Here is a 25,344-nt window from a genome sequence, read left to right on the forward strand (position 1 = left end):
GCCTTCTCTTGGGGCTTTGGTACCTTGTACCCCATTCACGGCGCCCGCCAGGCGCCATGGACCCGCGACGCCCACCAGGCGCCGCGGCCGCACGCGGCGCTTCCGGCCGCGTGCCGGCGGTGCGAGCCACGCGCCGCCTCCCCCCGGCGGCGCGCTCCACGCGCCGTCCGCGCGGCGCCCGCACGGCGCCGCACCGGTCTGCACAGACCGCGCCCCCCACCCGCCGCACGCGCGCCTCACGCGAGCATGGCGCTGAGCGCGCCGCCCGCGGCGGACCCGAGGGGTCGGGCGAGGACGGTCCCCGGCGACGGGCCGCCGTCCGCCCACCATCAGGCGCCGCTCGTTCGCACGCGGGAGACAGGTCCCGCGCCGGGCCCCATCTCGCCCCCAGGATCGCAGCGGCAGCGCCGAGTCCGCCCAGCGCGGAACCGGGGACCCACGTCCGCCGGAGTCCGGGACACCCTCCCGGACGGGCATTCCGGCACCGGGGTGAATCGGCGGCCCTCTCCCGCACGTCGGTGAGAGTCCGCCGTAGGGCCACTTCCACGCCCGAACCCGTCAGCTAACCCGGTAGGCGTCTTGGAAGAAGAGGAGTGAGACCCGCAGCGTCACCTGGGGCGTGGCCGCCTCCGCGCGGCCGCGCCCTCCCTTTCCCCTGCCCTCCTTTTTTTCTGCCCTCTCGCTGTGACCATCCCCGTGCTCCGCGCTGGCGCCCCCGCTCGCCCGGAGTCCCCCGTCCGCGCCCGCGCGCCGCCGATCCGGGCGGCCGACCAGGCGGACGGACCGGAAGCCGAGGAGATCCCCCCGTGCCAGGCGCGCACCGCAAGAAGACCTCCGGACGGCACCGCAAGCCGTCCCCCCTCTCCCTGACCTGGCGGACGACCGGCGGCGTGATCGCCGGCGCCGCCGTGCTCGGCGCCGCCGCGGCGACCGCGCAGGCGTCCGTCCTGACGTCCGGCGACGCGGCCCCGGCGAGCGCCACCGCCGCCGCCGTGAGCGGCCGGAAGGACGTGCGGACGGCGTCGTCCGAGACGTCCCGGCCGTCGTCCAGGGCCACCAAGAAGGAACGTTCCAAGACGCAGCCCGAAGCGTCGTCGAGCAACCGTCCGCGGCTGGACGAGCCGGAGCCGCAGGCATCCGAGAAGACGCCGGAGCCGGAGCGGCCGACGGCGGCCGAGGCCATCGCGCTCGCCCGCTCGCAGGTCGGCGTCGCCGAGGACGCGGGCGGCGAGACCAAGTTCCAGAAGTGGTACATGGGCACGTCCCGCGCGCAGGAGACGCTCGCCCGCGACGGCGGCTCCCTCGACGGCTACGGCGACGCGAACTGGTGCGACATGTTCATCTCCTGGGTCGGCGAGCGGCTCGGCTTCACCGCCGGGATGGGCAGCGACGCCTGGACCGTCGCCCACGCCCGCTGGTTCCAGCAGAACGGCCGGTGGGGCACCACGCCCCGGCCGGGCGCGATCGTCTTCTACGCCTGGAGCGGCGGCAAGGACAGCTCCGACATCCGGCACGTCGGCATGGTGATCAAGAAGGTGGACGACACCACGATCGAGGCCGTCGAGGGGAACACCGGCAACGCCGTCCGGGTGAAGACGCGCTCGGCCGACGACATCGTCGGCTACGGATACCCCGACTACCGGTCATGACCGCGCCCTCCCGGCCCGCCGCTGCATAGGATCTCGCGCATGGAGGACGGACCCGGCCCCGGCGGCGGCCCCGTGCCGCGCCGCCGGGCGCTCGCGCTGGGCGCGGGCGGGGCCGCCGCGCTGCTCGCGGGCGGCGGGGGCGTGCTCGGCTTCCGCTCCGGCCGGCACGCGGCGCCGCGCGCCCACGCCGACGGCGCGGCCCGCTCGTTCGCCCCGGCCGACGCGGCGGCCGTCCTCGCGGGCCGCGCCGCCGCCGTGCGGAGCGGCGACCGGACGGCCTTCATGGCGACGGTCGCGTCCGCGCCCGCCGCGTTCCAGGACGTCCAGTCCCGCATGTACGGCAACCTGCGCAAGCTCCCCCTGGACGGCTGGCGCGAGCGCGTCGCCGGCGTCGAGGCGGTGGACGACGCGGCGGGCGTCGCGGTCGTCCGCGTCGAGGTCCGGTACCGGCTGCGCGGCTTCGACCGCGGCGACGTCGCCCGCACCCGCCACCTGTCGCTCGCCCCGCGCCCCGGCGGCTGGACGGTCGTCGGCGACGGCTCGTCCCGCGGGTTCCGCGACGACGCCGAGATCTGGGACGGCGGCCCCCTCACGGTCGTCAGGGGCCGCGCGTCGCTCGTGGTGGGCGACGCGACCGGGCTCGCCGACATCGCCCGCCGCCTCGACGCCGCCGTCCCGGTGGTGAGCGACGTCGTCGGCAAGGACTGGGCGCAGCGGGTCGTCGCGCTGGCCCCGGCGGACGCGGCGCTCGCGTCCGCGCTGGCCGGGCCCGGGCAGAGCCTCGGCCAGATCGCGGCGCTCGCGACGGCCGCGCCGTCCCCGGACGGCGGGCGCGGCGAGGACCGGGTCGTCATCTCCCCCGGCACGTTCGCCCGCCTCAACAAGCTCGGCCGCGGCGTCGTGCTCACCCACGAGCTGACCCACGTCGCCACCGGCGGCGCCAGCGACCGCACGACCCCGCTGTGGCTGATCGAGGGCTTCGCCGACTACGTCGGCTACCGGGACGCGAAGATCGGCGTCCGCGCGGCGGCGGGCGAGCTGCGCCGCGACGTCGCCGCCGGGCGCGTCCCGGCGGCGCTGCCCGCCGCCGCCGCGTTCGCCGGGGGCTCCGCGCGCCTCTCCCAGGCGTACCAGGAGTCCTGGCTCGCCTGCCGGATGATCGCGGACCGGTACGGTGAGGGCACGCTCGCACAGCTCTACCGGACGGCCGGGCGCGTCCCGGAGGCGACCGCGCTGCGCGACGTGCTGGGCCTCGACCGGGCCCGGTTCACCGCCCTGTGGCGCGACTATCTGAAGAGGGAGCTCACATGAGCGAGGAGGTGGACGAGGGGCGGGCCGTCGCCGCCGACCCGGACCGCTCCGGCGGCACGCGGACCCCCCGGCTCGCCGCCGCGATCGCCGCGGCCGTGCTGTTCGCCGCGCTCGCGACCGTCCTCGCGCTGACCACGCCGTGGCACCCGCTGCCGGGCGGTGTCCCCGGCGGGCATGCGCGGCCGGACCCGGCGCTCGACTTCTCCCCCGCCGAGATCGCCCGCTCCAGGTCGTTCGACTCGGCCCTCAACCCGCCCGCCTACGCGGGGCTCGCCGCCGGGCTCGTGCTGGTCCTCGTGCTCGGCCTCACCCCGCTCGGCGCGCGCTTCATCGGCTGGGTCACCGCCCGCACCCGCCGATGGCCCCTCCGCGTCGCCGTCGCCGCCGTCGCGCTGACGACGCTGCTGCGCGTGGCCGGGCTCCCGTTCCACATCTGGAGCGAGTCGGTGCTGCGCCGGTACGGGCTGTCCACGCAGAGCTGGCCCTCGTGGCTCGTCGACCAGCTCAAGTCCCTCGCCGTCACGTGGGTCATCTACACGATCGTCCTGCTCCTGCTGTACGCGGTGACGCGCCGCTTCCCCCGCTACTGGTGGACAGGCGCCGCCGCGGGCGCCTTCCTGCTGGTCGTCCTCGTGTCGTTCATCTACCCGATCGCCGTCGAGCCGGTGTTCAACAAGTTCCACCCGCTGCCGCGGGGGCAGCTGCGCACCGACCTGCTCGCGATGGCGAAGCGGGACGGCGTGCCCGTCGAGGACGTCCTCGTCGCCGACGCCTCCCGCCGGACGACGTCGCTGAACGCCTACGTGTCCGGGTTCGGGTCGACGCGCCGGATCGTCCTGTACGACACGCTGCTGAAGTCGCCGCGCCCGCAGATCGAGTCGATCGTCGGGCACGAGCTCGGCCACGCCAAGCGCGACGACGTCCTGTGGGGGACGCTCGTCGGCGCGCTCGGCGTGTCCGGGGCCGTGTGCCTGCTCTACCTCCTGACGACCTCTCCGCGCCTCCTGAGGCGCGCCGGGGTCGCCCCGGAGCCGGGCCCCGGCCCGCGCACCGGCGCGCGCGCCGGCGGGGCGGCCGACCCGCGGTCCATCGCGCTCGTCCTCGCGCTGGTGGCGGCGGGGACGCAGCTCGGCGCGCCCGTCCAGAACCTCGTCAGCCGGCGGATCGAGGCGCGGGCGGACGCGCACGCCCTCGGCCTCACCCGCGACCCGTCGACGTTCGTGTCGATGCAGCACGCGCTGTCGGTGCGCAACATCTCCGACCTCAGCCCGGACGCCATGGAGTACCTGCTGTGGATGACCCATCCCTCGGGCCCCGACAGGATCGCCATGGCCCGCGACTGGGCGCGCATGCACCGCGTCCCGGAACCGGCGCCACTGCGCCCGCCGCCGGGCTAGGCCGGGCCGCTCGACGGGCCGCTCGACGGGCCGCCCGGCGGCCCTGGGACGTCAGTTGCCCTCGGCCCGCTGCTTCTCGGCCTGCTTCGTCGCGTCCCGCTCCCGCTGCTGCTTCTGCGCGGACAGGGTCGCGGCGTCCAGATGCGGGGCCGTGGAGACCGAGCGTCCCATGGCGCTGCCCTTCACCCACTCGTTCCAGCCGATCTGCCAGTAGCCCCAGCCGTTCTCCGGTTCGAGCTCGCGGCTCGTCCCCGTCACCGTCACCGGGTCGCCGCGCTGGGACATCTTGTAGAACCACGCGGCGTTGGACGGGCTGATGTTGATGCACCCGTGGCTGACGTTCTCGCTGCCCTGGGCCCCCACCGACCACGGCGCGCTGTGCACGTACTCGCCGCTGTCGGAGATCTGCACCGCCTTGTACACGGTCAGGCTGTAGTACCCGGCGCTCCCCGGCCCGACGCCCATCCAGCCGGACGTCATGACGGTCGGGTCCTGCTTGTCCATCGTCAGGTGGACGCCGTTGGTGGTGGTGAACATCCGGGCCCCGCCCCGGCCCATGCTCGTCGGAATGGTGCGGGCCTTCCTTCCGTTGATCTTCACCACCATCTTGTGGCTGTCCTCGCCCGCCGTGGAGACGTGCGAGTCGCCGATCTTGAACCCGAGCGCGGTGTTCTTTCCGCCGTACACGTCCCCGCCGGTCCTGACGCCGCTGAGATGGGCCTGGAACGTCACGTTGGTCTGCGCGGGCCAGTACTGCCTCGGCCGGAACACGACCTCCTTGTCGCCGAACCAGCGCCAGGCGCCCTCGACGGTCTTGTCCGAGCGCACCTCCAGCGCCTGCTCGACGGCCCTGCGGTCCTGCACCGCGCGGTTGAAGTGCACGATGATCGGCATGCCGACCCCGACGGTCTCCCTGCTGAACGGCGCCTCGATCTTCACGGCGTTCGTCTGCGCCACCTTCGCGGTGGTGAAGCGGTCGGTGACGGTCCTGGTCCGGCCGTCCTTGCCGATCGCCGTGGCGTCGACCGTGTAGGTCGCGCCCGGCTCCAGCGTCCAGCGGGAACGCCACCGCGTCCGGTCGGCGTTCAGGTCGCCCTCCATGGGCGCCGCGCCGCCCGACACGGTCACGTTCTCGATCGTCCCCTGGTGCGCGTGGACGGCGATGGGGCTGTCCGGCCGCAGCGCCGCCCCGCCCCCGCCGCCCGCGGGCGACAACGTCAACTGCACGGCGTCCGCGCCGTCCGGCCCGCCCGAGCAGGCCGCCGCCCCGGCCGCCAGCACCGCCATCGCGCTCGCCCCGGCGAGCACCGCGACGGCCCGCCGTCCCCGGTCTCCCGGTCCTGAGCCACTCACCCGCATGTGGTCCCCCCGGTCGTCCACCTGGGCGATCGGTCCGCCTGCCAGCCCGGTCGCTGGGAACGGCGCCCAGTATGTGAAAAGGCCGGTACCCGCTAAAAAGCGGACACCGGCCCTCGATGGGGTTCTTTTACCGATCAGTGAACCATTCTCATCCGGCCGCCCCCAAACCCGGTCATCTCCGGGCCTTACACGGGGGAATGGGAAGGACGAAATGGACTCAGTGCGCGAAATGGCCCCGGTAGTACTCGAAGACGAGACCGATCGTCGACAGCAGCGCCGCGGCGACTCCGAGGATCACCAGCCACCAGCCGAACACGATGCCGAGCGCCACCGCCGCCGCCGACAGCCCGACGAACAGCGGCCACCAGCTGTGCGGGCTGAAGAAGCCCAGCTCGCCCGCCGCGTCCGCGATGTCGCCCTCGGGGTCGTCCTCGTAGAGGGGGCCGCCGTTGGCGCGTTCGAGCCGCCGGACGGTGAAGTGCACGTAGAACCCGATGAGCCCGGCGAGCCCGACCGCGAGGGCCAGCGCCGTCGTGCCCGTCCAGTCCTTCGACCAGAGCCAGTACACGACGTCGGTGGCGAGGAAGAACAGCGCGGACCCGTAGAACATGAACGCCTGGACGCGCATCGCCTACTCCCCCTTCGTCCCGGCCAGCTCGCCCTGCGCGCCCACGTGCGGGTGGTGCAGGTCGAACGCGGGCCGCTCGGAACGGATCTTCGGAATCGAGTTGAAGTTGTGCCGCGGCGGCGGGCACGACGTCGCCCACTCCAGCGAGGCGCCGTAGCCCCACGGGTCGTCGACCTCGACCCGCTTGCCGCGCTTCCACGTGATGTACACGTTGTAGAAGAACGGCAGCAGGGACGCGCCGAGGATGAACGAGAAGATGCTCGACACCTCGTTCAGCCCGTGGAACTCGCTGGCGTAGTCGGCGTACCGGCGCGGCATGCCCGCCGCGCCCAGCCAGTGCTGGACGAGGAACGTGCCGTGGAAGCCGATGAACAGCAGCCAGAAGTGGACCTTGCCGAGGGTGTCGTTCAGCATCTTGCCGGTCCACTTCGGCCACCAGAAGTAGAAGCCCGCGAACATCGCGAACACCACGGTGCCGAACACGACGTAGTGGAAGTGCGCCACCACGAAGTAGGAGTCGGAGAGCTGGAAGTCCATCGGCGGCGAGGCCAGGATGACGCCGGTGAGGCCGCCGAACAGGAACGTCACCAGGAAGCCCAGCGACCACAGCATCGGCGACTCGAAGGTCAACTGCCCTCGCCAGATCGTCCCCACCCAGTTGAAGAACTTCACCCCCGTGGGCACGGCGATGAGGAACGTCATGAAGGAGAAGAACGGCAGCAGCACCTGGCCGGTGACGAACATGTGGTGCGCCCACACCGTGATGGACAGGCCCGCGATGCTGATGGTCGCGAACACCAGGCCGATGTAGCCGAACACGGGCTTGCGGCTGAACACCGGGAGGATCTCGGTCACGATGCCGAAGAAGGGCAACGCGATGATGTAGACCTCCGGATGCCCGAAGAACCAGAACAGGTGCTGCCAGAGCAGCGCGCCTCCGTGCGCGGAGTCGAAGATGTGCGCGCCGAGCTTGCGGTCGGCCTCCAGCGCCAGCAGCGCGGCGGCGAGGACCGGGAACGCGATCAGCACGAGGATGGACGTCAGCAGGACGTTCCACGTGAAGATCGGCATCCGGAACATCGTCATGCCCGGCGCCCGCATGCACAGGATCGTGGTGATGAAGTTGACGGCGCCCATGATGGTGCCGAACCCGGACATCGCGAGGCCCATGACCCACATGTCGCCGCCGATGCCCGGCGAGCGGACCGCGTCCGACAGCGGGGCGTAGGCGAACCAGCCGAAGCTGGCCGCGCCGCCCGGCGTCAGGAAGCCCGCGATGACGATGAGGCTGCCGAACAGGAACAGCCAGTACGCCAGCATGTTCAGCCGCGGGAACGCCACGTCGGGCGCGCCGATCTGCAGCGGCATGATGACGTTGGTGAAGCCCGCGAACAGCGGCGTCGCGAACATCAGCAGCATGATCGTGCCGTGCATGGTGAACAGCTGGTTGAACTGCTCGTTGCTGACGACCTGCAGCCCCGGCTTGAACAGCTCGGCGCGCATCACGAGCGCGAGGACGCCGCCGAACAGGAACATGACGAACGACGTGATCAGGTAGAGGTAGCCGATCACCTTGTGGTCGGTGGACGAGAGCCAGGACGCGAGGATCCGGCCCTTGCTCGTCCGCGGCGCGGCGACCGACGCGCTCGGTGCGTGACCGATGGCCGTCACTGGGCACCTCCCGCGGCCAGAGCGGCCTTCGAATCGGCGATGAACTTGGCGTACTGGTCGGGGGTCACGACCTTGAGCTGGAACAGCATCCGGCTGTGGTCGACGCCGCAGAGCTCGGCGCAGCGGCCCTCATAGACGCCGGTCTTGTTCGCGGTGAACTCGAACTCGTTGGTGTAGCCCGGCATGACGTCCTTCTTGTAGATCAGCGCCGGGACCCAGAACGAGTGGATGACGTCGTTGGAGTGGAGGCGCACGCGGACCGTCTTGCCCGTGGGGATCGTCATCACCGGCTTGGCGGGGGCCGGGCCGTTCGGCGCGACCGGCTGCCCGACGACGCGCGCGGCGAGCTTCTCCTGACCCGCGGCGTCCTTCTCCTTGTAGTCGAACTGCCAGCTCCACTGGAAGCCCGTCACGTCGACGGTCACCGCGGGGTTGTCGGTGGTCTTCTCGACGAAGTTCTCGTCCCGCGCGGTGAAGTAGAACAGGACCGCGATGATGACGAACGGGACCGCCGTGTACAGGATCTCGATCGGCATGTTGTAGCGGACCTGCGGCGGCAGGTCGTTGGAGCGCTTGCGGTGGAACAGCACCGCCCAGATGATCAGGCCCCAGACGACGGCTCCGACCGCGAACGCCGCGATCCAGGAGCCCTGCCACAGGTGGAGCATGCGCTCGCCCTGCACGCTGATCGGCTCGGGCAGGCCGAGGCGGCTGCCGCTGCACGCGGTCGCGGACGACGCCAGCAGGGCCAGCGCGCCGGCGCTCTTCAATGCGCGGCGACTGCGCACAGGCGTACGCCGCTCCCTAGAGCGGGTCGGACTCACGGAATGCCTTCCCCACGGATGAAAGCCCGGGCTGCCGGGCGGAGAGATCAGTTGTCACACGTGTGGTGGACACACTAGCGCGAGGGTCGCCGCAACCCCCGATCGGGTGCCCGGTTAGTGTTTCCGCGTGGCCGAACCGAGCACGCCCGGCGCCCACCGCGACGCCGACCATCCGGGCAGCGCCCGTTTCGGCGCCTATTTCGACGCCGCCTCGACCGAGCCGCCGCACCCGGCGGCCCGCGCGGCGCTGCTGGAGGCGCTCGACGCGGGCTGGGCCGACCCGGCCCGGCTGTACGGGACGGCCCGCGGCGCCCGCGTCCTCCTCGACCGGGCCCGCGCGCGGGCGGCCGGGGTCCTCGGCGCGCGGGCGGACGAGGTGTCGTTCACCTCGTCCGGCACCCAGGCGGTGCACCTGGCGGTCCTCGGGGGGCTCCGGGCGCGCCGCCGGACCGGGCGGCATCTGGTCGTGTCGGCGGTGGAGCACTCCAGTGTCCTGCACGCGGCGGAGGCGCACGAGCGCGAGGGCGGCGAGGTGACGGTCGTCGGCGTCGACGAGACCGGCCGGGCCGACCCGGCGGAGTTCACCGCCGCGCTGCGTCCGGACACCGCGCTCGCCTGCCTCCAGTCCGCCAACCACGAGGTCGGGACCGTCCAGCCGGTCGCGGAGGTCGCGGAGGCGTGCCGCGCCGCCGGGGTCCCGCTGTTCGTGGACGCCGCGCAGTCCCTCGGCCGGGCGGACGTCCCGGACGGCTGGTCGCTGCTCGCGGGCAGCGCCCACAAGTGGGGCGGGCCCGCGGGGGTCGGGGTGCTCGCCGTCCGCAAGGGCGTCCGGTGGCGGTCGCCGCTGCCGGACGACGAGCGGGAGCGGCGCCGCGTCCCCGGGTTCGAGAACGTCCCCGCCGTCGTCGCGGCGGCCGCCGCGCTGGAGGCGTACCGGGCGGAGATGGAGGCGGAGGCGCCGCGCCTGTCCGCGCTCGTCGACCGCGTTCGCGCCGAGGTGCCCCGGACGGTCCCCGACGTCCAGGTGGTGGGAGACCCGGTGCGGAGGCTGCCGCACCTGGTCACGTTCTCGTGCCTCTACGTGGAGGGCGAGGCTCTGCTGACCGAACTGGACAGGCTGGGTTTCGCCGTTTCGTCCGGAAGCTCGTGCACGGCGGATACGCTGCGTCCCAGTCACGTGCTGGAGGCGATGGGAGTGATTACCCATGGGAACGTGCGGGTATCGCTGCCGCGTGACGTCCGCGCGGACGACGTGGACCGGTTCCTCGCCGTCCTTCCGGAGGTCGTCGCCCGGCTCCGCCGGACGACACCGAACGACCCGACGCCGAACGGCCCGACGCTGAACCCGAAGCCGGACGACCCGGCGGCGGACGGCTCGGACCCGGGCACCTTCGAGACAGGGAGGCGGTCGCGCCCATGAGGTTCAGAGGCCGCGCCAAGAACGGGGCGGCGCCCGCCGCTCCGCCGCCGCCCGTCGAAGCGTCGCCCGGCCCGCCGCCGGTGCTCGTCATCGACGCGCTGGGCCGCAAGTGCCCGATCCCGATCATCATGCTGGCGGAGCGGATCCGGGAGGTGCCGGTCGGGCAGGTCGTGGCCGTCCTCGCCGACGACGCCGCCGCCCGCACCGACGTCCCGGCCTGGTGCCGGATGAAGTCGCAGGACTTCGTCTGGGAGGAGACGCTCCAGCAGGGCGGCTGGGGCTTCCACATCCGCCGCACGTACTGAGACCCGAAGAGGAAGGGCCGCGCCGTCCGGCGCGGCCCTTCCTCATGTCACGTGGCTACGGGTTGGGGCAGGCGATGTGCGGCTCGACCTCCGCGGCGGCGGACGCGCCGTAGGCGGCGGTGAACCGGTCGAGGAACGCCCGGCGGCTCAGCGAGTACTCCTGCGGCCCGGCGGCTTCGAGCGCGTGCGCGGCGATGGCGTTGCCGACCTGGGCGGCGCGTTCGAGCGGCAGCCCCCACGCGGTGGCCGACAGGAACCCGGCGCGGAACGCGTCGCCGACGCCGGTCGGGTCGGCGACGTCGGTGACCGGGACGCAGGGGACGTGCAGCCCCGGCTCGCCCTCGCGGTCGATGACGACGCCCTTCGCGCCGAGCGTGGTGACCCGGACGCCGACGCGGGACAGGATCTCCTCGCTCGTCCAGCCGGTCTTCTCCTCGGCGAGGGCCTTCTCGTACTCGTTGCTGAACAGGTACGCGGCGCCGTCGATGAGGCGGCGGACGTCCGCGCCCTCCATCCGGGCGAGCTGCTGGGACGGGTCGGCCGCGAACGCCAGCCCGCGGCCGCGGCACTCGTCGGTGTGTCGCAGCATCGCCTCGGGGTCGTTCGGGCTGACGACGACGAGGTCGAGCCCGCCGACGCGGTCGGCGACCGGCTGCAGCTCGATCGAGCGGGCCTCGCTCATCGCGCCCGCGTAGAACGTGGCGATCTGGTTCTGGTCCTGGTCGGTGGTGCACAGGAACCGGGCGGTGTGGTGGATGTCCGACACGTGCACGGACGCCGTGTCGACCGCGTGCCGTTCGAGCCAGGAACGGTAGTCGGCGAAGTCGTCCCCGACGGAGCCGACGAGGATCGACTCCTTGCCGAGGCTCCCCATCCCGAAGCAGATGTTGGCGGCGATCCCGCCGCGGCGGATCTCCAGCTCGTCCACCAGGAAGGACAGCGACACCCGGTCCAACTGGTCGGGGAGGAACTGGTCGGTGAACTTCCCGGGGAAGGTCATCAGATGGTCGGTCGCGATGGAACCGGTCACGGCGATGCGCACGGCGTCGCTCTCCTCGTGGTGGGTCGTCGAACAGTACTGCCCATCGCACCACACGTCCCGCCCGGTGCGCAGCCCGGCACCGGAACGGGGCGGCCCGGACCCGTGGTCCGCCGCCGCCCCTCCCGAGGCCCGCCTGGTCGCCCGCCTAGTTGAAGGAGTCGCCGCAGGCGCAGGAACCCGACGCGTTCGGGTTGTCGATCGTGAAGCCCTGCTTCTCGATCGAGTCGACGAAGTCGATGGTGGCGCCGGTCAGGTACGGGGCGCTCATCCGGTCGACGCGCACGTCGAGGCCGTTGAAGTCCTGGACGACGTCGCCGTCCATCTCCCGCTCGTCGAAGAAGAGCTGGTAGATCAGGCCGGAGCAGCCGCCCGGCTGCACGGCGACACGCAGCGCAAGGTCGTCGCGGCCCTCCTGCGCGAGCAGGCCCCTGGCCTTCTCGGCGGCGGCGTCGGTGAGGACGACGCCCTGCTGCGTGGTCTCCTGCGTGGTCTCGCCTGAAACCGTCATGTGTTCAGCTCCCGGGTCTCGCTGCGCCGCACGCTGCGGCGGACTGTCGCTTGTCCTCCAGGACGTCGTCGCACGCCCCTTCCCGTAGGACAACGTACCTCGCTACAAGCCCATTCCGCTTATCGCCCGCGTCTAACGCCCTGGAACGGTGCGGTCTACGTCACACGCCGGTACGTCCGGGGATGTGCCATCATTAGTCGTCAAAGCGACGATAAGTCCTCGCCGCGAAGGGAGAGGCCGTGACCACCCCAGTGCGTGACCTTCCTCTGCTGCTGCTCGGCAGCGGATCCGACCCGGCCAGCGAGCGCGGCGTGGACTGTCCCGGCGAGCTGCCGCCCGCCTCCGACCCGGCGCTGGTGGAGCGCGCCCGCGCCGCCAAGGCGGCCCTCGGCGACCGGGTGTTCGTGCTCGGCCACCACTACCAGCGCGACGAGGTCATCCAGTTCGCGGACGTCACCGGCGACTCGTTCAAGCTCGCGCAGAAGGCAGCGGCGCGTCCCGAGGCCGACTACGTCGTGTTCTGCGGCGTGCACTTCATGGCCGAGTCCGCCGACATCCTGACCGCCGCCCACCAGCGGGTGATCCTGCCCGACCTCGGCGCGGGCTGCTCGATGGCCGACATGGCGACGTTCGACCAGGTCGAGGAGTGCTGGGACGTCCTGGAGGACGCGGGCGTCGCGGACGACGTCGTCCCCGTGACGTACATGAACTCCTCCGCCGACATCAAGGGCTTCGTCGGACGGCACGGCGGCGTGGTGTGCACCTCGTCCAACGCCAAGCGCGCTCTGGACTGGGCCTACTCCAAGGGCAAGAAGGTCCTGTTCCTGCCCGACCAGCACCTCGGGCGCAACACCGCCGTCCTGGAGATGGGCTTCTCGCTGGACGACTGCGTCGTCTACAGCCCGCACCGCCGCGACGGCGGCCTGGCGCCCGGCCAGATCCGGGACGCGAAGATGATCCTCTGGCGGGGGCACTGCTCGGTGCACGGCCGGTTCACCAAGGAGTCGGTGGACGACGTGCGGGCCCGCGTGCCCGGCGTGAACGTCCTGGTGCACCCCGAGTGCAGGCACGAGGTCGTCACGGCGGCCGACCAGATCGGATCGACCGAGTACATCATCAGGGCGATCGAGGCCGCCGAGCCCGGCTCGTCCTGGGCGATCGGGACGGAGCTGAACCTCGTCCGGCGGCTCGCCGACGCCCACCCGGACAAGAACGTGATGTTCCTCGACAAGACCGTCTGCTACTGCTCGACGATGAACCGCATCGACCTGCCGCACCTGGTCCTGTCGCTGGAGTCGCTCGCCGCCGGACGGGTCGAGAACGTCATCGAGGTGGACCCGGACACCGCCCGCCACGCCCGCGCCGCCCTCGACCAGATGCTCGCCCTCCCCTAGCCCACGGGAGTCAGAGGCCGGGGGCGTCCCAGACGGGGAACCAGCGGGCCCGGTCGGGCTCGATCGGCAGCTCGGCCTCCAGCGCGTCCCGGACGCGCGTCTCGACCGTGTTGTTGCGGCGGACCGTCCCCGGCTCGCCGGACGGGCGCGGCGCGAACGGGTAGAACGTCCCCCGGCCCGGCGTGTGGACGAGGGCGCAGCGCTGCCGGTCGCCGTCCCGCCGGAACGCGACCGCCGAGCACAGCAGGTAGGCGCCGTACCCGGCGGCGGTGAGCGTGGCGCAGACGACGTGCAGGTCGGCGACCAGGCGGTCGAGGTCGTCCGGCGGGCGGGTGACGCGCACCCAGCCCCAGCCGTGCGGGTCGGCGGTCAGGCCCGTGGCGCGGACCCCGTCCCCGGCGAGCAGCCGGGCGACGTCGCGCTGCGCGCGGCCGAAAGCGCCGAACGGACCGCCCTCCACGAGGCGGTGGCAGACGCCCGCCTCCCCGGACGGGACGAGCCCCGTCGCCGCCGCCAGCGCCGGCGCGGCGGACGGGACGCCGAACAGCCGGTCGAGGTCGGGCGGCGCGGGCGCGGGACGGCCGCGGAGCCCGGCCGGGATCCGCACGTCAGCCGCCGCTCTCGAACCGGAAGGACAGGGCCGCGAGCCGCTCCGTCCGCCGCTCCAGCGTCGGATGGCTGGACAGCAGGCCGAGCGCCCCGCCGCCGGCCGCCGCCACGCAGCGGGCGCTGACCGGGCGCAGCGCCCGCCGGTCGCCGCGGGACGCGTCCCGCATCCCCGCGTGGACCTTGCCGAGCGCGGACGCGAGGTCGGCGGGGCGCCCGGTCAGCAGCGCCCCCGTCGAGTCGGCGCACAGCTCCCGGTGCCGGGACAGCGCGAGCCCGGTCAGCGTGCCCGCGACGCCCAGCGCGGTCGCGGCGACGCCGAGCGGCAGCAGGAGAACCCCGAGGAACAGGGCGGCGGCGCGGTCGGCGCCGCGCCTGCCGCGTCCGGTGAGGAGGCCCGTCCACCAGCGCAGGAACAGGCCCGCGCACATGCCGGGGAAGGACGCGACGGCCGTGACGAGCACGTCCCGGTTGGCGACGTGCGCGGTCTCGTGGGCGAGGACGGCGGCGACCTCGGCCGGTTCCAGCCGGGCCCGCAGCCCCTCGGTCACGCACACGACGGCCGAGCCGGGCCCCGACCCGGCGGCGAACGCGTTGGGCAGGTCCCGGCCGGAGACGGCGAGCCGCGGCTTCGGCAGCCCGGACGACATGCACAGCCGGTCGAGCACGGCGTGCAGCTCCGGCTCCTGCTGGGCCGTGACGAGCCGCGCGTCCATGGCGTACAGGGCGAGCCGGTCGGCGGCGCGCACCGAGCAGACCGCGACGGCCAGCGCCGCCGCCACCGCGACCGCGCCCCAGACCGGCCCGGCGAGGAACGCGGGCAGGACGGCGGCGGCGTACACGAGCGCGACAAGACCCACCGTGGCCAGCATCCGCCAGCCCAGACCCTTGTCCATGACAGGACGTTAGAACGTTCCGGGTAGGCGGTCAGCGTCTCATGACACAGACGGCCGTGACGGGATGATCACAGGCCGGGAGCGCCCCAGACGGGGAACCAGCGGCCGAGGTCGTCCTCGAAGGGCAGGTCGGCGCCGACCGCGCCGCGCACCTGCAGTTCGAGCGCGTTGTCGCGCTTCTCCCCCGGCAGCGGCGCGAACGGGTAGAACGTGCCGCGCTTGTAGAGGTAGACGAGCGCGAGCCGCTGCCCGTCGGGCCCGCGGAACCCGGCGAGCGAGCAGAGCAGGTGCGGGCCGAACCCGCCGGACTCCAGCGTCGAGTTCACCGCGTGCAGGTCGGTGACGAGGTCGGGCAGCTCCTCCGGGCTGTGCGTCGCGAGCAGCCACGTGTAGCCGTACTTGTCGTTGCTGATCTCGACCTTGGGGCCCTCGTCGGCGTCCAGCAGCTCCTGGACGTCGCGCTGCAGCCGCGCGAACGCGCCGCCCTCCGCCGCGCGGAAGCACACCGAGCCCTGCCCGGTGGGCTTGAAGCCCGTCCCGGCCTCCAGCGTGATCGCGGCCGACGACAGCCCGAACAACCGGTCGAGGTCGGGCTTGGCGGGCTTGGACCGGCCGAGGAGGGTGTCGAGGAAACCCACGGGTCAGACTCCCCTGCTGAGCTCGGCGGAGATCTTCGAGAGCTGCGCGAGCCGCTTGTCGAGCGTCGGGTGCGTGGAGAACAGCGACGAGACGCTGAAGCCCCTGCCGAGCGCCGGAGTGAAGAAGAAGGCGTTGAACGCCTGCGCGGACCGCAGGTCGTTGGTCGGGATCCGGGCGATCTCGCCGGTGACCTTCGTCAGCGCGCTGGCGAGCGCGGACGGGCGTCCGGTGAGCAGCGCGGCGGCCCGGTCGGCGGACAGCTCGCGGTACCGCGACAGCGCGCGGGTGAGCAGGAAGCTGACCGCGTAGGCGAGCGCGCTCGCCGCGACCACGGCGAGCAGGATCAGCCCGGTGTTCTGGTCGTTGCTGCGGCGGCTGAACCCGCCCCACAGCCCCATCTGCAGGCCGAACCGGGTGATGAGGCCCGCGCAGATGCCGAGGAACGACGCGATCGTCATGACCGCGACGTCCTTGTGCGCGACGTGCGCCATCTCGTGCGCGAGGACGCCCTCCAGCTCGACGGGGTCGAGCCTGCGAAGCAGCCCCGTGGTGACGCAGACGACGGCCTTCTTCTGGTTGCGCCCGGTGGCGAACGCGTTCGGCACGTCGGTGTCGGCGATCGCGACCCGCGGCTTCGGGGCGTCCGACATCGCGCAGATGCGGTCGATGACGCCGTGCAGCTCGGGCGCCTCGTCCGGGGTGACGACCCGGCCGTGCATGGCGAAGAGCGTCATCCGGTCGGAGAAGAAGTACTGGGCCAGAAGGAAGACGACCGCGATGGCCAACGCGACGAAGGCCCACTGCGGCACGAAGACGAAGAACGCCCCCACGAAGACGACGTAGACCAGCCCCAGCAGGAACATTGTCACGAGCATCCGCGAGGTCAGCCCCCGGTCGGAGGCATAGCGCGTCCTGGCCATGCGGCCACCCCCTGTACTTGCCCGACACCGTGTTCACCTGTCATAACGACCTGGACCCGGTTTTTGTGCCTGGCCGTCCGGTCGCGGCCCTGCCGCCGGGTCGGGTGGGTCCGGTCGGCGGCGCTCAGTCGGGGATCAGCCCTTCGTCGCCCAGCATGGCGCGGACCTCGTCGATGTGCGCGTCGGCGGGCGGCAGGATCAGCTCCGACGGCGCCAGGCTGTCGGCCGGCAGCGGCCTGCCCACCTTGCGGACGTTCTCCAGCAGCGCGTGCAGGGCCGCGCGGAAGGCGGTCTCGTCGCCCGACTCGATCGCCGACTCCAGCTCGGCGTCGAGCGTGTTGAGGGAGGACAGGTCGGCGTCGGCGACGTCGAGCTGCCCCTCGCCCATCAGGCGGACGATCACTGCGCACCCCCGGGGTTCTGCGGCCACTGGGCCTGCTGGGGGGAGTCCTGCTGCTGCGGGTGGGCCGTCGGCGCGCCGCCCTGGTTCAGCTCCTTCGGCGCGGGGCCCTGGCCGAGCTCGGCCTTCAAACGCTCCAGTTCCAGGTCGACGCCGGGGCCGGAGCCCATCCGGTCGAGCTCGGCCTGGATGTCGTCCTTCGGGCCGGAGAAGTCCTCAAGGGCGCCGGACGCCAGCAGCTCGTCGATCGCCCCGGCGCGGGCCTTCATCGTGTCGGTCTTCTCCTCGGCGCGCTGGATCGCGAGGCCGACGTCGCCCATCTCCTCGGAGATGCCGGAGAACGCCTCGTTGATCTTCGTCTGCGCCTCGGCGGCCGTGTAGGTCGCCTTGATCGTCTCCTTGCGGGTGCGGAAGGAGTCGACCTTGGCCTGCAGCCGCTGGGAGGCGAGCGTGAGCTTCTCCTCCTCGCCCTGGAGCTGCTGGTACTGGCCGCGCAGGTCGTTCAGCTGGCTCTCCAGCCCGGACCGCCGGGTCAGCGCCTCGCGGGCGAGGTCCTCGCGGCCCACCTGCAGCGCCTTCTTGCCCTGGTCGGTCAGCTTGGTCTGCTGCTGCTCCAGCTGGTTGATCTGGAGTTCGAGACGCTTGCGCGAGGTGGCGACGTCGGCGACACCCCGACGGACCTTCTGCAGCATCTCCAGCTGTCGCTGGTAGGAGTAATCCAACGTCTCGCGAGGATCCTCCATGCGGTCCAGGGCTTTGTTGGCCTTGGACTTGAAGATCATCGACATTCGCTTCATCACGCTCATCGCGCGGCGCCGGTCCCTTCGTGCTGTCGCCTCAGTCGTGAACTGGGCTCAATGACCACTGCTGGGGTTCTTATCACCCTACGCGTTAACGCGCGAGGCAGCCACGATGTTCGCAGCCGGTAGTCTGATCCCGTGTTCAAGCGTCGTACCCCGGAAGCCCCGGCGAATCCTCCTGAGGTAGTAAAGACGGGAGGCAAGGGACGTCCCACGCCGAAGCGTCGGGACGCCGAGAAGCTGCGCCGGCAGCCGATCACCGCGCCCCCGGCCAACCGCAAGGAGGCGTACCGGAAGGTGCGCGAGCGGCAGGCCGCCGAACGCGCCAAGACCCGCGCGGGGATGGCGAAGGGCGACGAGAAGCACCTGCTCAAGCGCGACCGGGGCCCGGTCCGCAAGCTCGCCCGCGACTACGTGGACGCGCGCCGCACGATCGGCTCGTACCTGATGTACGCGATGTTCGCGATCGTCCTGCTGAGCCTGCTGCCGATCCCGGTGGCCCGGCTGCTGGTCCTGTTCGTGCCGCCGTTCCTGCTGGTCGCGGTGTTCGTGGAGGGCATCCTGATCAGCCGGGGGATCAAGAGGCTGGCGGCCGAGCGCCACCCGGACGAGGACGCGCGCGGCGTCGGGTTGTACGCGGCGATGCGCGCCATGCAGATCAGGCGGCTCCGCGTGCCGAACCCGCAGGTCCGGGTCGGCGAGAAGGAGAAGGTCTGACCCGGCCTGCGCGCTCCCGGACGCTCGTCCGGGTGCCTGCCGCACGGGCGGCGCGGAACGCCCGGTGCGCGGCGGGCTAGGGTCGTGACCATGGAGTTCCGAAACCTGGGCCGGAGCGGTCTGAAGGTCAGCGAGATCGCGTACGGCAACTGGCTCACCCACGGCTCCCAGGTCGAGGAGGACGCGGCGCGCGCGTGCGTGCGGGCGGCCCTCGACGAGGGGATCACCACCTTCGACACCGCGGACGTGTACGCCGGCACGCGCGCCGAGGCGGTGCTCGGCCGCGCGCTGAAGGGGCAGCGCCGCGAGGGACTGGAGATCTGCACGAAGGTCTACTGGCCCACCGGTCCCGGCATGAACGACCGGGGCCTGTCGCGCAAGCACATCCTGGAGTCGATCCACGGGTCGCTGCGCCGCCTGGAGACCGACTACGTCGACCTCTACCAGGCGCACCGGTTCGACTACGAGACCCCGCTCGAAGAGACGCTGCGGGCGTTCGACGACCTCGTCCGGCAGGGCAAGGTCCTCTACATCGGCGTGTCGGAGTGGCGGGCCGAGGAGATCGAGCGCGCCCTCAAGATCGCCGACGAGCTGGGCCTCGACCGGATCGTGTCGAGCCAGCCGCAGTACTCGATGCTGTGGCGGGTGATCGAGGAGGAGGTCGTCCCGCTGTGCGAGCGGGAGGGCGTCGGGCAGATCGTCTGGTCCCCGATCGGGCAGGGCGTGCTGACCGGCAAGTACCTGCCGGGGCGGCCGCTGCCGGAGGGGTCGCGCGCCACCGACGACAAGGGCGGCGCCGACATGATCAAGCGCTACCTGAACGACGACGTGCTGACCCGGGTGCAGCGGCTCCGGCCGATCGCGGACGAGCTCGGGCTGTCGATGGCGCAGCTCGCGATCGCGTGGACGCTGCAGAACCCGAACGTGTCGGCGGCGATCGTGGGGGCGTCCCGTCCGGAGCAGGTCGCCGACAACGTCAAGGCGGCCGGGGTCAAGCTGGACGAGGACGTGCTGAAGCGCATCGACGACGTGCTCGGCGAGGTCGTCATCCGCGACCCGGCCAAGACCGGCAGCCCGCCGCGGCGCCCCTGAGCGCCCGCGCGAACGAAGACGGGGACGGGCCGCTCGGCTCGTCCCCGTCGTCGCGTACGGGCCCGTGTACGGGTCATTCAGGGTCGTGCAGGCTCATCCCGTACACGACCGACTCGCCGTCCAGCAGGGTCACCGTGTCGACGTCGTCGGCGCGCAGGCCCCGCCAGTTCTCTCCCAGCCAGCTCTCCGCGTCCGCCTGGGTGGAGAACGTCTCCTCCGACATGCCGACCGTCCGCCCGTCGGCCTTCTCCAGCCGCCAGCTCCACGCCATCGTGTTCGTCCTCCCTCGTCGCGGTGAGATTAGCCCGTCCCGCCCGGCGCGGGGATCAGGACGCGGCCTCGATGGCGCGGCGGAGGGCGTCCGCGCTCTCGGTGTCGGACGTGCTCAAGGCCCGTCCGTTCACCCGCACGCTCGGGGTGGCTTGCACGCCGGACGATATGTAGCCCTGGCTGACCGTCTTGACACTCTCCGCGTAGCGCTGGTTCTCGACGCACGCCGTGAACCCGGCGTCGGTGAGCCCGAACGGCCGGGCGTAGGCGACCAGGTCGGACGTCGCGTACCCCTGGGTCTCCAGGCTCGCCGGCTGGCGGGCGTAGAGGGCGTCCTGGTAGGAGAGCCAGCGGGCGCCGTCGCCGACGCAGCGCAGCGCCGACGCCGCCCGCAGGGAGTTGTCGTGCGCGGGCTGGTTGCCCTCGCCGAAGATGACCATCGGGTGGAAGACGACCTTGGCCCGTCCCGCCACGGCCAGCTCCTTGAGCATCGGGTCGTGCATGCGGTCGAACGCGCCGCAGTGCGGGCAGGCGAAGTCCTCGTAGATGTCGACGACGGGGGACGTCACGCCGGGCCTCGCCATGACGAGGCTCCCGTCGGCGAGCGGGGTGGCCTCCGCGCCCCCGGCGATCTGCCCGACCTGGAGCCGGACGTCGCCGCCCCCTCCGCCCCCGCCGCCCTTGTCGTCGCCGCCCTGCGCGACCAGCACCACGACTCCGACCAGGACCAGCAGCAGGACGAGCCCGCCGCCGACCAGCAGGAGCGCAAGCCCGCCGCCGCCCTTTCGCGGGGGCGGAGGGGGGCCGAACGGTCCGGGCTGCCAGCCTCCGGGCGGCGGCGGGCCGTAGGGCGGCTGCGCGCCGGGACCCGGGCCCGGAGCCGGACCGCCCGGCCACGGCGCGTTCGGGGGGTTGCCCACCGGGGCCTCCTCGGGGGGACGTCGTGAGCCTTCCAGCCGAGCGTAACCGTAGAGTTCCGGTCGAGATGGACATCGAGCTTCGCGGCGCGGCCGCGCCCGGCGGGTGGCCGGAGCCGGGGTGCCGGTGCGCGTCCTGCGGGCGGCTGCGCGCCGCCGGGACCCGGCACGGGCCGTTCGCCGCGGTCGTCGACGGCGTCCCGCTGGACGACCTGCCGCGCACGGACGTCCACGGCGGCTACGAGGTGTGCGCTCCGCGCGGCGGACGGGCCCTTGTCGCGGCCGCTCCGGGGGCGAGGCCGGAGCCGGTCAGGGGCGTCGCGTACGAGGCCGTCCTGCTGGATCTGGTGGGCTCGCCCGAGCATCTCGGCTATCTGCGCCATGTCGGAGCGGTGACGTCCAGGACGGAGATCCTGGCGGTCCACGTCGACCACCGCGTCTCCTCTCCGGCGGAGCTGGAACGCAGGACGGCCTTCTGGCGCCGTCCTGATCATGGCCCGTTCCGGACACTCCTGCTCGGCGGCACCCGGTCGGGCAAGTCGGCGGAGGCGGAACTGCGCCTGGCCGCGTGCGCGGACGTCCTCTACGTCGCCACCGGCCCGTCCGGCGACGGCGACCCGGAGTGGGCGGATCGCGTCACCGCGCACCGGCTCCGCCGTCCCGCATGGTGGCGCACCGTCGAGACGACCGATCTCGCAGGGGTGCTGGAGTCGGCGACCGGCGCGGTCTTGGTGGACGGCATCGGCACCTGGCTCGCCGCCGCGATGGACGAGGCCGGGGCATGGGAGCGCCCGTCCCTGGCCGGACCCCTCTTGGACGACCTCGTGTCCGCCTGGCGCGCGACTGAGGCGCGGGTGGTCGCGGTCAGCGAGGAGGTGGGGCTGTCGCTCGTCCCCGCGACGGCGTCCGGACGGGCGTTCGGCGACCTGCTGGGCGGGCTCAACCAGCGGCTCGCGGCCGAGTCCGAGGAGGCGGCGCTCGTCGTGGCGGGCCGCGTGCTGGAGCTCGAATGATCGCCGGGCTGCGGCTGGCGGTCACGCTCCTCACGATCGTGCCGGTCGGGCCGGGGCGGTCGGAGCCGGGCGGGGCGGGGCGGGTCGACCGGGGCGCCGCGCGCTCGGCCATGCTGCTCGCGCCCGCCGTCGGGCTGATCACCGGCGGCGCCGCCGCGCTGGTGCTCATCGCGGGCGACCTGCTGGATCTCAACGGCCTGCTCGCGGCCGCGCTGGCGGTCGCGGTGGGCGCGGCCGTGACGCGGGCCCTGCACCTGGACGGCCTGGCCGACCTCGCCGACGGCCTCGGCAGCGCCCGTCCCGCCGCCGACGCGCTGGCCATCATGAAGCGGTCCGACATCGGGCCGTTCGGCGTCGTCACGCTGCTGCTGACGCTGCTCGTCCAGGTGACGGCGCTGGCGGCGGCCCCGCATCCGGCCCTCGCCGCGATCGTCGCGGCCGTGACCGGACGCCTCGCGTTGCCGTGGGCGTGCCGCGCCGGGGTCCCGTCCGCGCGTCCCGGCGGGCTCGGCTCGCTGGTGGCGGGCACCGTGCCGGCGCGCGCGGCGGTCGCCGCCACGGCCGTCGTGCTGGCGGCGGCGGTCGCCGCCGGGACGGCCGCCGGAGGGCTGGGCGGCGCCCTGCACAGCGCGGCGGCCGTCGGCTGCGGCACGGCCGCCGCGCTGCTCCTGCTCCGCCGGGCCGTGCGCAGGCTCGGCGGCGTGACGGGCGACGTCCTCGGCGCGCTGGTCGAGGTCGCCGCCACCGCCGCGCTCATCACCCTGGCGTCACTGCCCTGACGACGCTGCCCTGACCTCGGCCGCCGCCCCGGCGTCGGCGAGCGCGTGCCGGGCGTGGGCGCGGACGTCGGCGTCCGGGTCGCTGCGGGCCCGGTCCAGCGCGGACGCCACCTCGGGGACGTCCCGGAACGCGGCGAGCGACAGCACGGCCGCCTTCCGGACGTCCAGGTGCGGGTCGTCCAGGGCCTTGGCGAGCGCGCCCGACGCGACGTCGGCGGGCGCGGCGGCGAGGCCCCGCGCGGCGCCCGCGCGGACCTGCCAGGCCGGGTCGTGCAGGGCGGCGAGGGCGGCGTCGTCCAGCGGCGGCGGGCAGCCGATCCCCGCGGCCGCCTCCAGCGCCGCCGCCCGCACCAGCGCGTCGCCGTCGGCGAGGAGGCGGCCGAGCGTCCCGGCCGCCGCCGGGTCGCCGACCGTGCCGAGGCCGTGCGCGACCGCCACCCGCACCTCCCTGGACGGGTCGTCGGCGGCCCGTCCGAGCGCGTCCGCCGCGTCGTGCGCGACGAGCCCCCGGACGGCCTGGATCCGCACCCGGTGGTCGGCGTCGTGCAGGGCGCCGCCGAAGACGTCCGGCGAGCCGAGCCGCAGGGCGCGCAGGACGTCCAGGACGGCGGCCCTGACCAGCGCGTCCCGGCTGCCGAGCGCGGGCGCGAGGCCGGCCCGCAGCGCGTCGGTCGCGGGCAGCACCTCGACCAGCTCGCGCAGCGCGGTCGCGGCGGCCCGGCGGACCGAGCCGTGCGCGTCGCCGAGCGCGGCCGCGAGGGCCCCGCCGACGCCGTCCGGCGCGACCTCGGTGAGCGTCGCGACGGCCGCGCGCCGCACCTTGGGGTCGGGATCGTCGAGGTAGGGGGCGATCGCGGCGACGCCGGGCCCGGTCTCGGCGAGCCGCTGGAGTTCGAGGAGGCGCGGCGACCGCCCGATCGGCCGCGCCTCCCCGACCGGACGCGCCGGGCCGCCCGCGCGAGCGGCGGCGGGGGCCGCGGACGGCTCCGGCGCGAGCACCACCGGTTCCCCCGGCTCGGGGACGGCGAACCCGTCGACCGGCACCAGGTACGGGGCGACCGGACGCTTGACGAACTCCATCGCCCCGTCGTCCCGGCGCCGCAGGTTCAGGTGGTACATCCAGGACGCATCGTCCCGCTCGGGCAGGTCGGCGCGGTCGTGGTAGAGCCCCCAGCGGCTCTCGGTACGGGTCAGCGACGAGCGGGCGGCCATCTCGGCGCAGTCGCGGATGAACGTGACCTCCGCGCAGCGCATCAGCTCGTGCGGAGTCCGCGCGCCCATCGCCGCGATCTCCGCCTCCATCCGCGTGAACGTCTCGACGGCGATGTCGAGCTTGGCCCGCGTCTTCGGCGGCGCGACGTAGTCGTTGACGAAGCGGCGGAGCTTGTACTCGACCTGCGGCTGCGGCGGCCCGCCCGGGTTGCGCAGCGGACGGTAGATCAGCTCGTGCGCGGCCCGGATCTGGTCCTCCGGCAGCGCCGCCCGCTCGCCCAGGTTCGCGGAGGCGTCCGCCCCCGCGAGGTCGCCGAACACGAACGCGCCGATCATGTAGTTGTGCGGGACGCACGCCAGGTCGCCCGCCGCGTACAGGCCGGGGACGGTCGTGCGCGCGTTCTCGTCCACCCACACCCCGGACGCGGAGTGCCCGCCGCACAGCCCGATCTCTGAGATGTGCATCTCCACGTCGTGGGTGCGGTAGTCGTGGCCCCGGCCCGCGTGGAACGTGCCCCTGGTCGGGCGCTCGGTGGTGTGCAGGATGCCTTCGAGGGACGTCAGCGTCTCGTCCGGCAGGTGCGTGAGCTTGAGGTAGATGGGGCCGCGCGCGGAGTCGATCTCCCGCTTGACCTCCGCCATCATCTGCCCGGACCAGTAGTCGCAGTCGACGAACCGCGTCCCCTCCGCGTTGACCTGGTAGCCGCCGAACGGGTTCGCGACGTAGGCGCAGGCGGGCCCGTTGTAGTCCTTGATGAGCGGGTTGATCTGGAAGCACTCGATGCCGCTCAGCTCGGCGCCCGCGTGGTAGGCCATGGCGTGGCCGTCGCCCGCGTTGGTGGGGTTCTCGTACGTCCCGTACAGGTAGCCGGACGCGGGCAGCCCGAGACGCCCCGACGCGCCCGTCGCGAGGATCACGGCCTTGGCCGAGACGGTCACGAACTCGCCGCTGCGGGTGTCGAAGCCGACCGCCCCTACGGCGCGTCCACCGGACGTCAGGACGCGCACCGGCATGACCCTGTTCTCGATCTGCACCTTCTCCCGGATGGACCGCTGCCGCAGCACCCGGTAGAGCACCTTTTTGACGTCCTTGCCCTCCGGCATGGGCAGGACGTACGAACCCGACCGGTGCACCCTGCGGACGGCGTACTCGCCGTGCTCGTCCTTCTCGAACTTCACGCCGTACCGTTCGAGCCGCTTCACCATCGCGAACCCGCGCGTGGCGGTCTGGTGGACGGTCCGCTGGTTCACGACGCCGTCGTTGGCGCGGGTGATCTCGGCGACGTAGTCCTCGGGCGTGGCCTTGCCGGGGATGACCGCGTTGTTCACGCCGTCCATGCCCATCGCGAGGGCCCCCGAGTGCCGGACGTGCGCCTTCTCCAGCAGCAGCACGGACGCGCCGTGCTCGGCGGCGGTGATGGCGGCCATCGTCCCGGCCGTGCCGCCGCCGACCACCAGGACGTCGCAGCTCAGCTCGCGCCGCTCCGCCACGGGCGGGATCTCCATCAGACGGCCCTGCCTTTCCGGTGGCCGCCCCCCGGACCCCCGGAGGGGCGGCGCCATGATCCTCGCTTC

At 73.2% G+C, this 25,344-nt stretch carries 25 protein-coding genes and 1 riboswitch; of the genes, 10 read left to right on the forward strand and 15 right to left on the reverse strand.

All coding sequences use genetic code 11. The features are described from left to right. The first annotated feature begins 395 nt into the window (after window positions 1–395). Window positions 396–593, forward strand: a riboswitch (cyclic di-AMP (ydaO/yuaA leader). Window positions 594–806: 213 nt separating this feature from the next. From FXF68_RS20105 to FXF68_RS20115, 3 genes are read left to right on the forward strand one after another with little or no spacing between them, the layout of a single operon-like run. Next, window positions 807–1,649 carry a CHAP domain-containing protein gene (locus FXF68_RS20105; RefSeq protein ID WP_246178817.1) on the forward strand — a complete coding sequence of 281 codons (843 nt, stop codon included), beginning with the start codon at window positions 807–809 and terminating at the stop codon, window positions 1,647–1,649. A 39-nt stretch (window positions 1,650–1,688) separates the two neighbouring features. Continuing rightward, a complete protein-coding gene (locus tag FXF68_RS20110; RefSeq protein WP_148761476.1) occupies window positions 1,689–2,960 on the forward strand; it encodes a hypothetical protein in 1,272 nt (423 codons plus the stop codon). Then, the gene (locus tag FXF68_RS20115; protein ID WP_148761478.1) at window positions 2,957–4,357 is read left to right on the forward strand and encodes a M48 family metallopeptidase; all 1,401 of its coding nucleotides are present in this window, start codon (window positions 2,957–2,959) and stop codon (window positions 4,355–4,357) included. Before FXF68_RS20110 ends, FXF68_RS20115 begins: the two co-directional genes overlap by 4 nt. Before the next feature lie 51 nt (window positions 4,358–4,408). Here the strand turns inward: FXF68_RS20115 and FXF68_RS20120 are convergent, their stop codons facing one another. The 4 genes from FXF68_RS20120 to ctaC all read right to left on the reverse strand — a co-directional run bounded on the left by FXF68_RS20120 (window position 4,409) and on the right by ctaC (window position 8,785). Then, window positions 4,409–5,716, reverse strand: a complete 1,308-nt coding sequence (locus tag FXF68_RS20120; RefSeq protein ID WP_246178818.1) for a L,D-transpeptidase — start codon at window positions 5,714–5,716, stop codon at window positions 4,409–4,411. Window positions 5,717–5,933: 217 nt separating this feature from the next. Next, window positions 5,934–6,344 (reverse strand): cytochrome c oxidase subunit 4, encoded by a 411-nt coding sequence (locus FXF68_RS20125; protein WP_067884903.1) that lies wholly within the window; start codon window positions 6,342–6,344, stop codon window positions 5,934–5,936. A 3-nt stretch (window positions 6,345–6,347) separates the two neighbouring features. Next, entirely contained in the window at window positions 6,348–8,015 is a 1,668-nt protein-coding gene (gene ctaD, locus FXF68_RS20130; RefSeq protein WP_148761480.1) for an aa3-type cytochrome oxidase subunit I, read from the reverse strand. Next, window positions 8,012–8,785 carry an aa3-type cytochrome oxidase subunit II gene (gene ctaC, locus FXF68_RS20135; protein WP_246178819.1) on the reverse strand — a complete coding sequence of 258 codons (774 nt, stop codon included), beginning with the start codon at window positions 8,783–8,785 and terminating at the stop codon, window positions 8,012–8,014. The genes ctaD and ctaC overlap by 4 nt, the downstream gene beginning before the upstream one ends. Window positions 8,786–8,966: 181 nt before the next feature. Here ctaC and FXF68_RS20140 point away from each other — a divergent pair, with 181 nt between their 5' ends. Further along, window positions 8,967–10,259 carry a cysteine desulfurase family protein gene (locus FXF68_RS20140; protein ID WP_148761484.1) on the forward strand — a complete coding sequence of 431 codons (1,293 nt, stop codon included), beginning with the start codon at window positions 8,967–8,969 and terminating at the stop codon, window positions 10,257–10,259. After that, window positions 10,256–10,564, forward strand: coding sequence for a sulfurtransferase TusA family protein (locus FXF68_RS20145; protein WP_148761487.1), 309 nt, complete (start codon window positions 10,256–10,258; stop codon window positions 10,562–10,564). Before FXF68_RS20140 ends, FXF68_RS20145 begins: the two co-directional genes overlap by 4 nt. 55 nt (window positions 10,565–10,619) lie before the next feature. Here FXF68_RS20145 and FXF68_RS20150 read toward each other — a convergent pair whose 3' ends face one another. Together FXF68_RS20150 and FXF68_RS20155 are read right to left on the reverse strand one after the other, a co-directional pair. Next, window positions 10,620–11,606, reverse strand: a complete 987-nt coding sequence (locus FXF68_RS20150; protein WP_148761489.1) for a carbohydrate kinase family protein — start codon at window positions 11,604–11,606, stop codon at window positions 10,620–10,622. A gap of 145 nt (window positions 11,607–11,751) precedes the next feature. After that, complete coding sequence (locus FXF68_RS20155) at window positions 11,752–12,114, reverse strand: HesB/IscA family protein (RefSeq protein ID WP_148353050.1); 363 nt, start codon at window positions 12,112–12,114, stop codon at window positions 11,752–11,754. A 239-nt stretch (window positions 12,115–12,353) separates the two neighbouring features. Here FXF68_RS20155 and nadA point away from each other — a divergent pair, with 239 nt between their 5' ends. Beyond that, window positions 12,354–13,508: a quinolinate synthase NadA gene (gene nadA, locus FXF68_RS20160; RefSeq protein ID WP_148761491.1), complete on the forward strand. Its 1,155-nt coding sequence runs from the start codon at window positions 12,354–12,356 to the stop codon at window positions 13,506–13,508. A gap of 10 nt (window positions 13,509–13,518) precedes the next feature. Here the strand turns inward: nadA and pspAB (FXF68_RS20165) are convergent, their stop codons facing one another. The 6 genes from pspAB (FXF68_RS20165) to FXF68_RS20190 form a co-directional block, all read right to left on the reverse strand. Next, the gene (pspAB, locus tag FXF68_RS20165) at window positions 13,519–14,115 is read right to left on the reverse strand and encodes a PspA-associated protein PspAB (RefSeq protein WP_148761493.1); all 597 of its coding nucleotides are present in this window, start codon (window positions 14,113–14,115) and stop codon (window positions 13,519–13,521) included. Window position 14,116: 1 nt separating this feature from the next. Next, window positions 14,117–15,010: a M48 family metalloprotease gene (locus FXF68_RS20170; RefSeq protein ID WP_148761495.1), complete on the reverse strand. Its 894-nt coding sequence runs from the start codon at window positions 15,008–15,010 to the stop codon at window positions 14,117–14,119. Window positions 15,011–15,078: 68 nt separating this feature from the next. Continuing rightward, window positions 15,079–15,648, reverse strand: coding sequence for a PspA-associated protein PspAB (pspAB, locus tag FXF68_RS20175; RefSeq protein ID WP_148761497.1), 570 nt, complete (start codon window positions 15,646–15,648; stop codon window positions 15,079–15,081). A gap of 3 nt (window positions 15,649–15,651) precedes the next feature. Then, window positions 15,652–16,569 carry a zinc metalloprotease HtpX gene (gene htpX / locus FXF68_RS20180; protein ID WP_067884886.1) on the reverse strand — a complete coding sequence of 306 codons (918 nt, stop codon included), beginning with the start codon at window positions 16,567–16,569 and terminating at the stop codon, window positions 15,652–15,654. Between the two features lie 124 nt (window positions 16,570–16,693). Next, on the reverse strand, window positions 16,694–16,972 hold the full coding sequence (gene pspAA / locus FXF68_RS20185) for a PspA-associated protein PspAA (protein WP_148761499.1): 279 nt from the start codon (window positions 16,970–16,972) through the stop codon (window positions 16,694–16,696). Continuing rightward, window positions 16,969–17,775, reverse strand: coding sequence for a PspA/IM30 family protein (locus FXF68_RS20190; protein WP_246178820.1), 807 nt, complete (start codon window positions 17,773–17,775; stop codon window positions 16,969–16,971). Before FXF68_RS20190 ends, pspAA begins: the two co-directional genes overlap by 4 nt. A gap of 132 nt (window positions 17,776–17,907) precedes the next feature. Here FXF68_RS20190 and FXF68_RS20195 point away from each other — a divergent pair, with 132 nt between their 5' ends. Together FXF68_RS20195 and FXF68_RS20200 are read left to right on the forward strand one after the other, a co-directional pair. Further along, window positions 17,908–18,486: a DUF3043 domain-containing protein gene (locus FXF68_RS20195; protein ID WP_148761501.1), complete on the forward strand. Its 579-nt coding sequence runs from the start codon at window positions 17,908–17,910 to the stop codon at window positions 18,484–18,486. Window positions 18,487–18,576: 90 nt separating this feature from the next. Then, window positions 18,577–19,578, forward strand: a complete 1,002-nt coding sequence (locus FXF68_RS20200) for an aldo/keto reductase family protein (RefSeq protein ID WP_148761503.1) — start codon at window positions 18,577–18,579, stop codon at window positions 19,576–19,578. A gap of 73 nt (window positions 19,579–19,651) precedes the next feature. Here FXF68_RS20200 and FXF68_RS20205 read toward each other — a convergent pair whose 3' ends face one another. Further along, window positions 19,652–19,849 (reverse strand): hypothetical protein, encoded by a 198-nt coding sequence (locus tag FXF68_RS20205; RefSeq protein WP_148353041.1) that lies wholly within the window; start codon window positions 19,847–19,849, stop codon window positions 19,652–19,654. A 55-nt stretch (window positions 19,850–19,904) separates the two neighbouring features. Next, window positions 19,905–20,768 (reverse strand): DsbA family protein, encoded by an 864-nt coding sequence (locus FXF68_RS20210; RefSeq protein WP_148761505.1) that lies wholly within the window; start codon window positions 20,766–20,768, stop codon window positions 19,905–19,907. Between the two features lie 65 nt (window positions 20,769–20,833). Between FXF68_RS20210 and FXF68_RS20215 the strand changes: the two genes are divergently transcribed. After that, window positions 20,834–21,778, forward strand: coding sequence for a bifunctional adenosylcobinamide kinase/adenosylcobinamide-phosphate guanylyltransferase (locus tag FXF68_RS20215; RefSeq protein WP_148761507.1), 945 nt, complete (start codon window positions 20,834–20,836; stop codon window positions 21,776–21,778). Beyond that, window positions 21,775–22,557, forward strand: a complete 783-nt coding sequence (locus FXF68_RS20220) for an adenosylcobinamide-GDP ribazoletransferase (RefSeq protein WP_148761509.1) — start codon at window positions 21,775–21,777, stop codon at window positions 22,555–22,557. Before FXF68_RS20215 ends, FXF68_RS20220 begins: the two co-directional genes overlap by 4 nt. Here FXF68_RS20220 and FXF68_RS20225 read toward each other — a convergent pair. Further along, the gene (locus FXF68_RS20225) at window positions 22,546–25,275 is read right to left on the reverse strand and encodes a fumarate reductase/succinate dehydrogenase flavoprotein subunit (RefSeq protein ID WP_148761511.1); all 2,730 of its coding nucleotides are present in this window, start codon (window positions 25,273–25,275) and stop codon (window positions 22,546–22,548) included. The genes FXF68_RS20220 and FXF68_RS20225 overlap by 12 nt on opposite strands. Window positions 25,276–25,344 lie beyond the last annotated feature (69 nt).

Source organism: Actinomadura decatromicini (genome assembly GCF_008121305.1).
Taxonomy (GTDB): Bacteria; Actinomycetota; Actinomycetes; order Streptosporangiales; family Streptosporangiaceae; genus Spirillospora; species Spirillospora syzygii.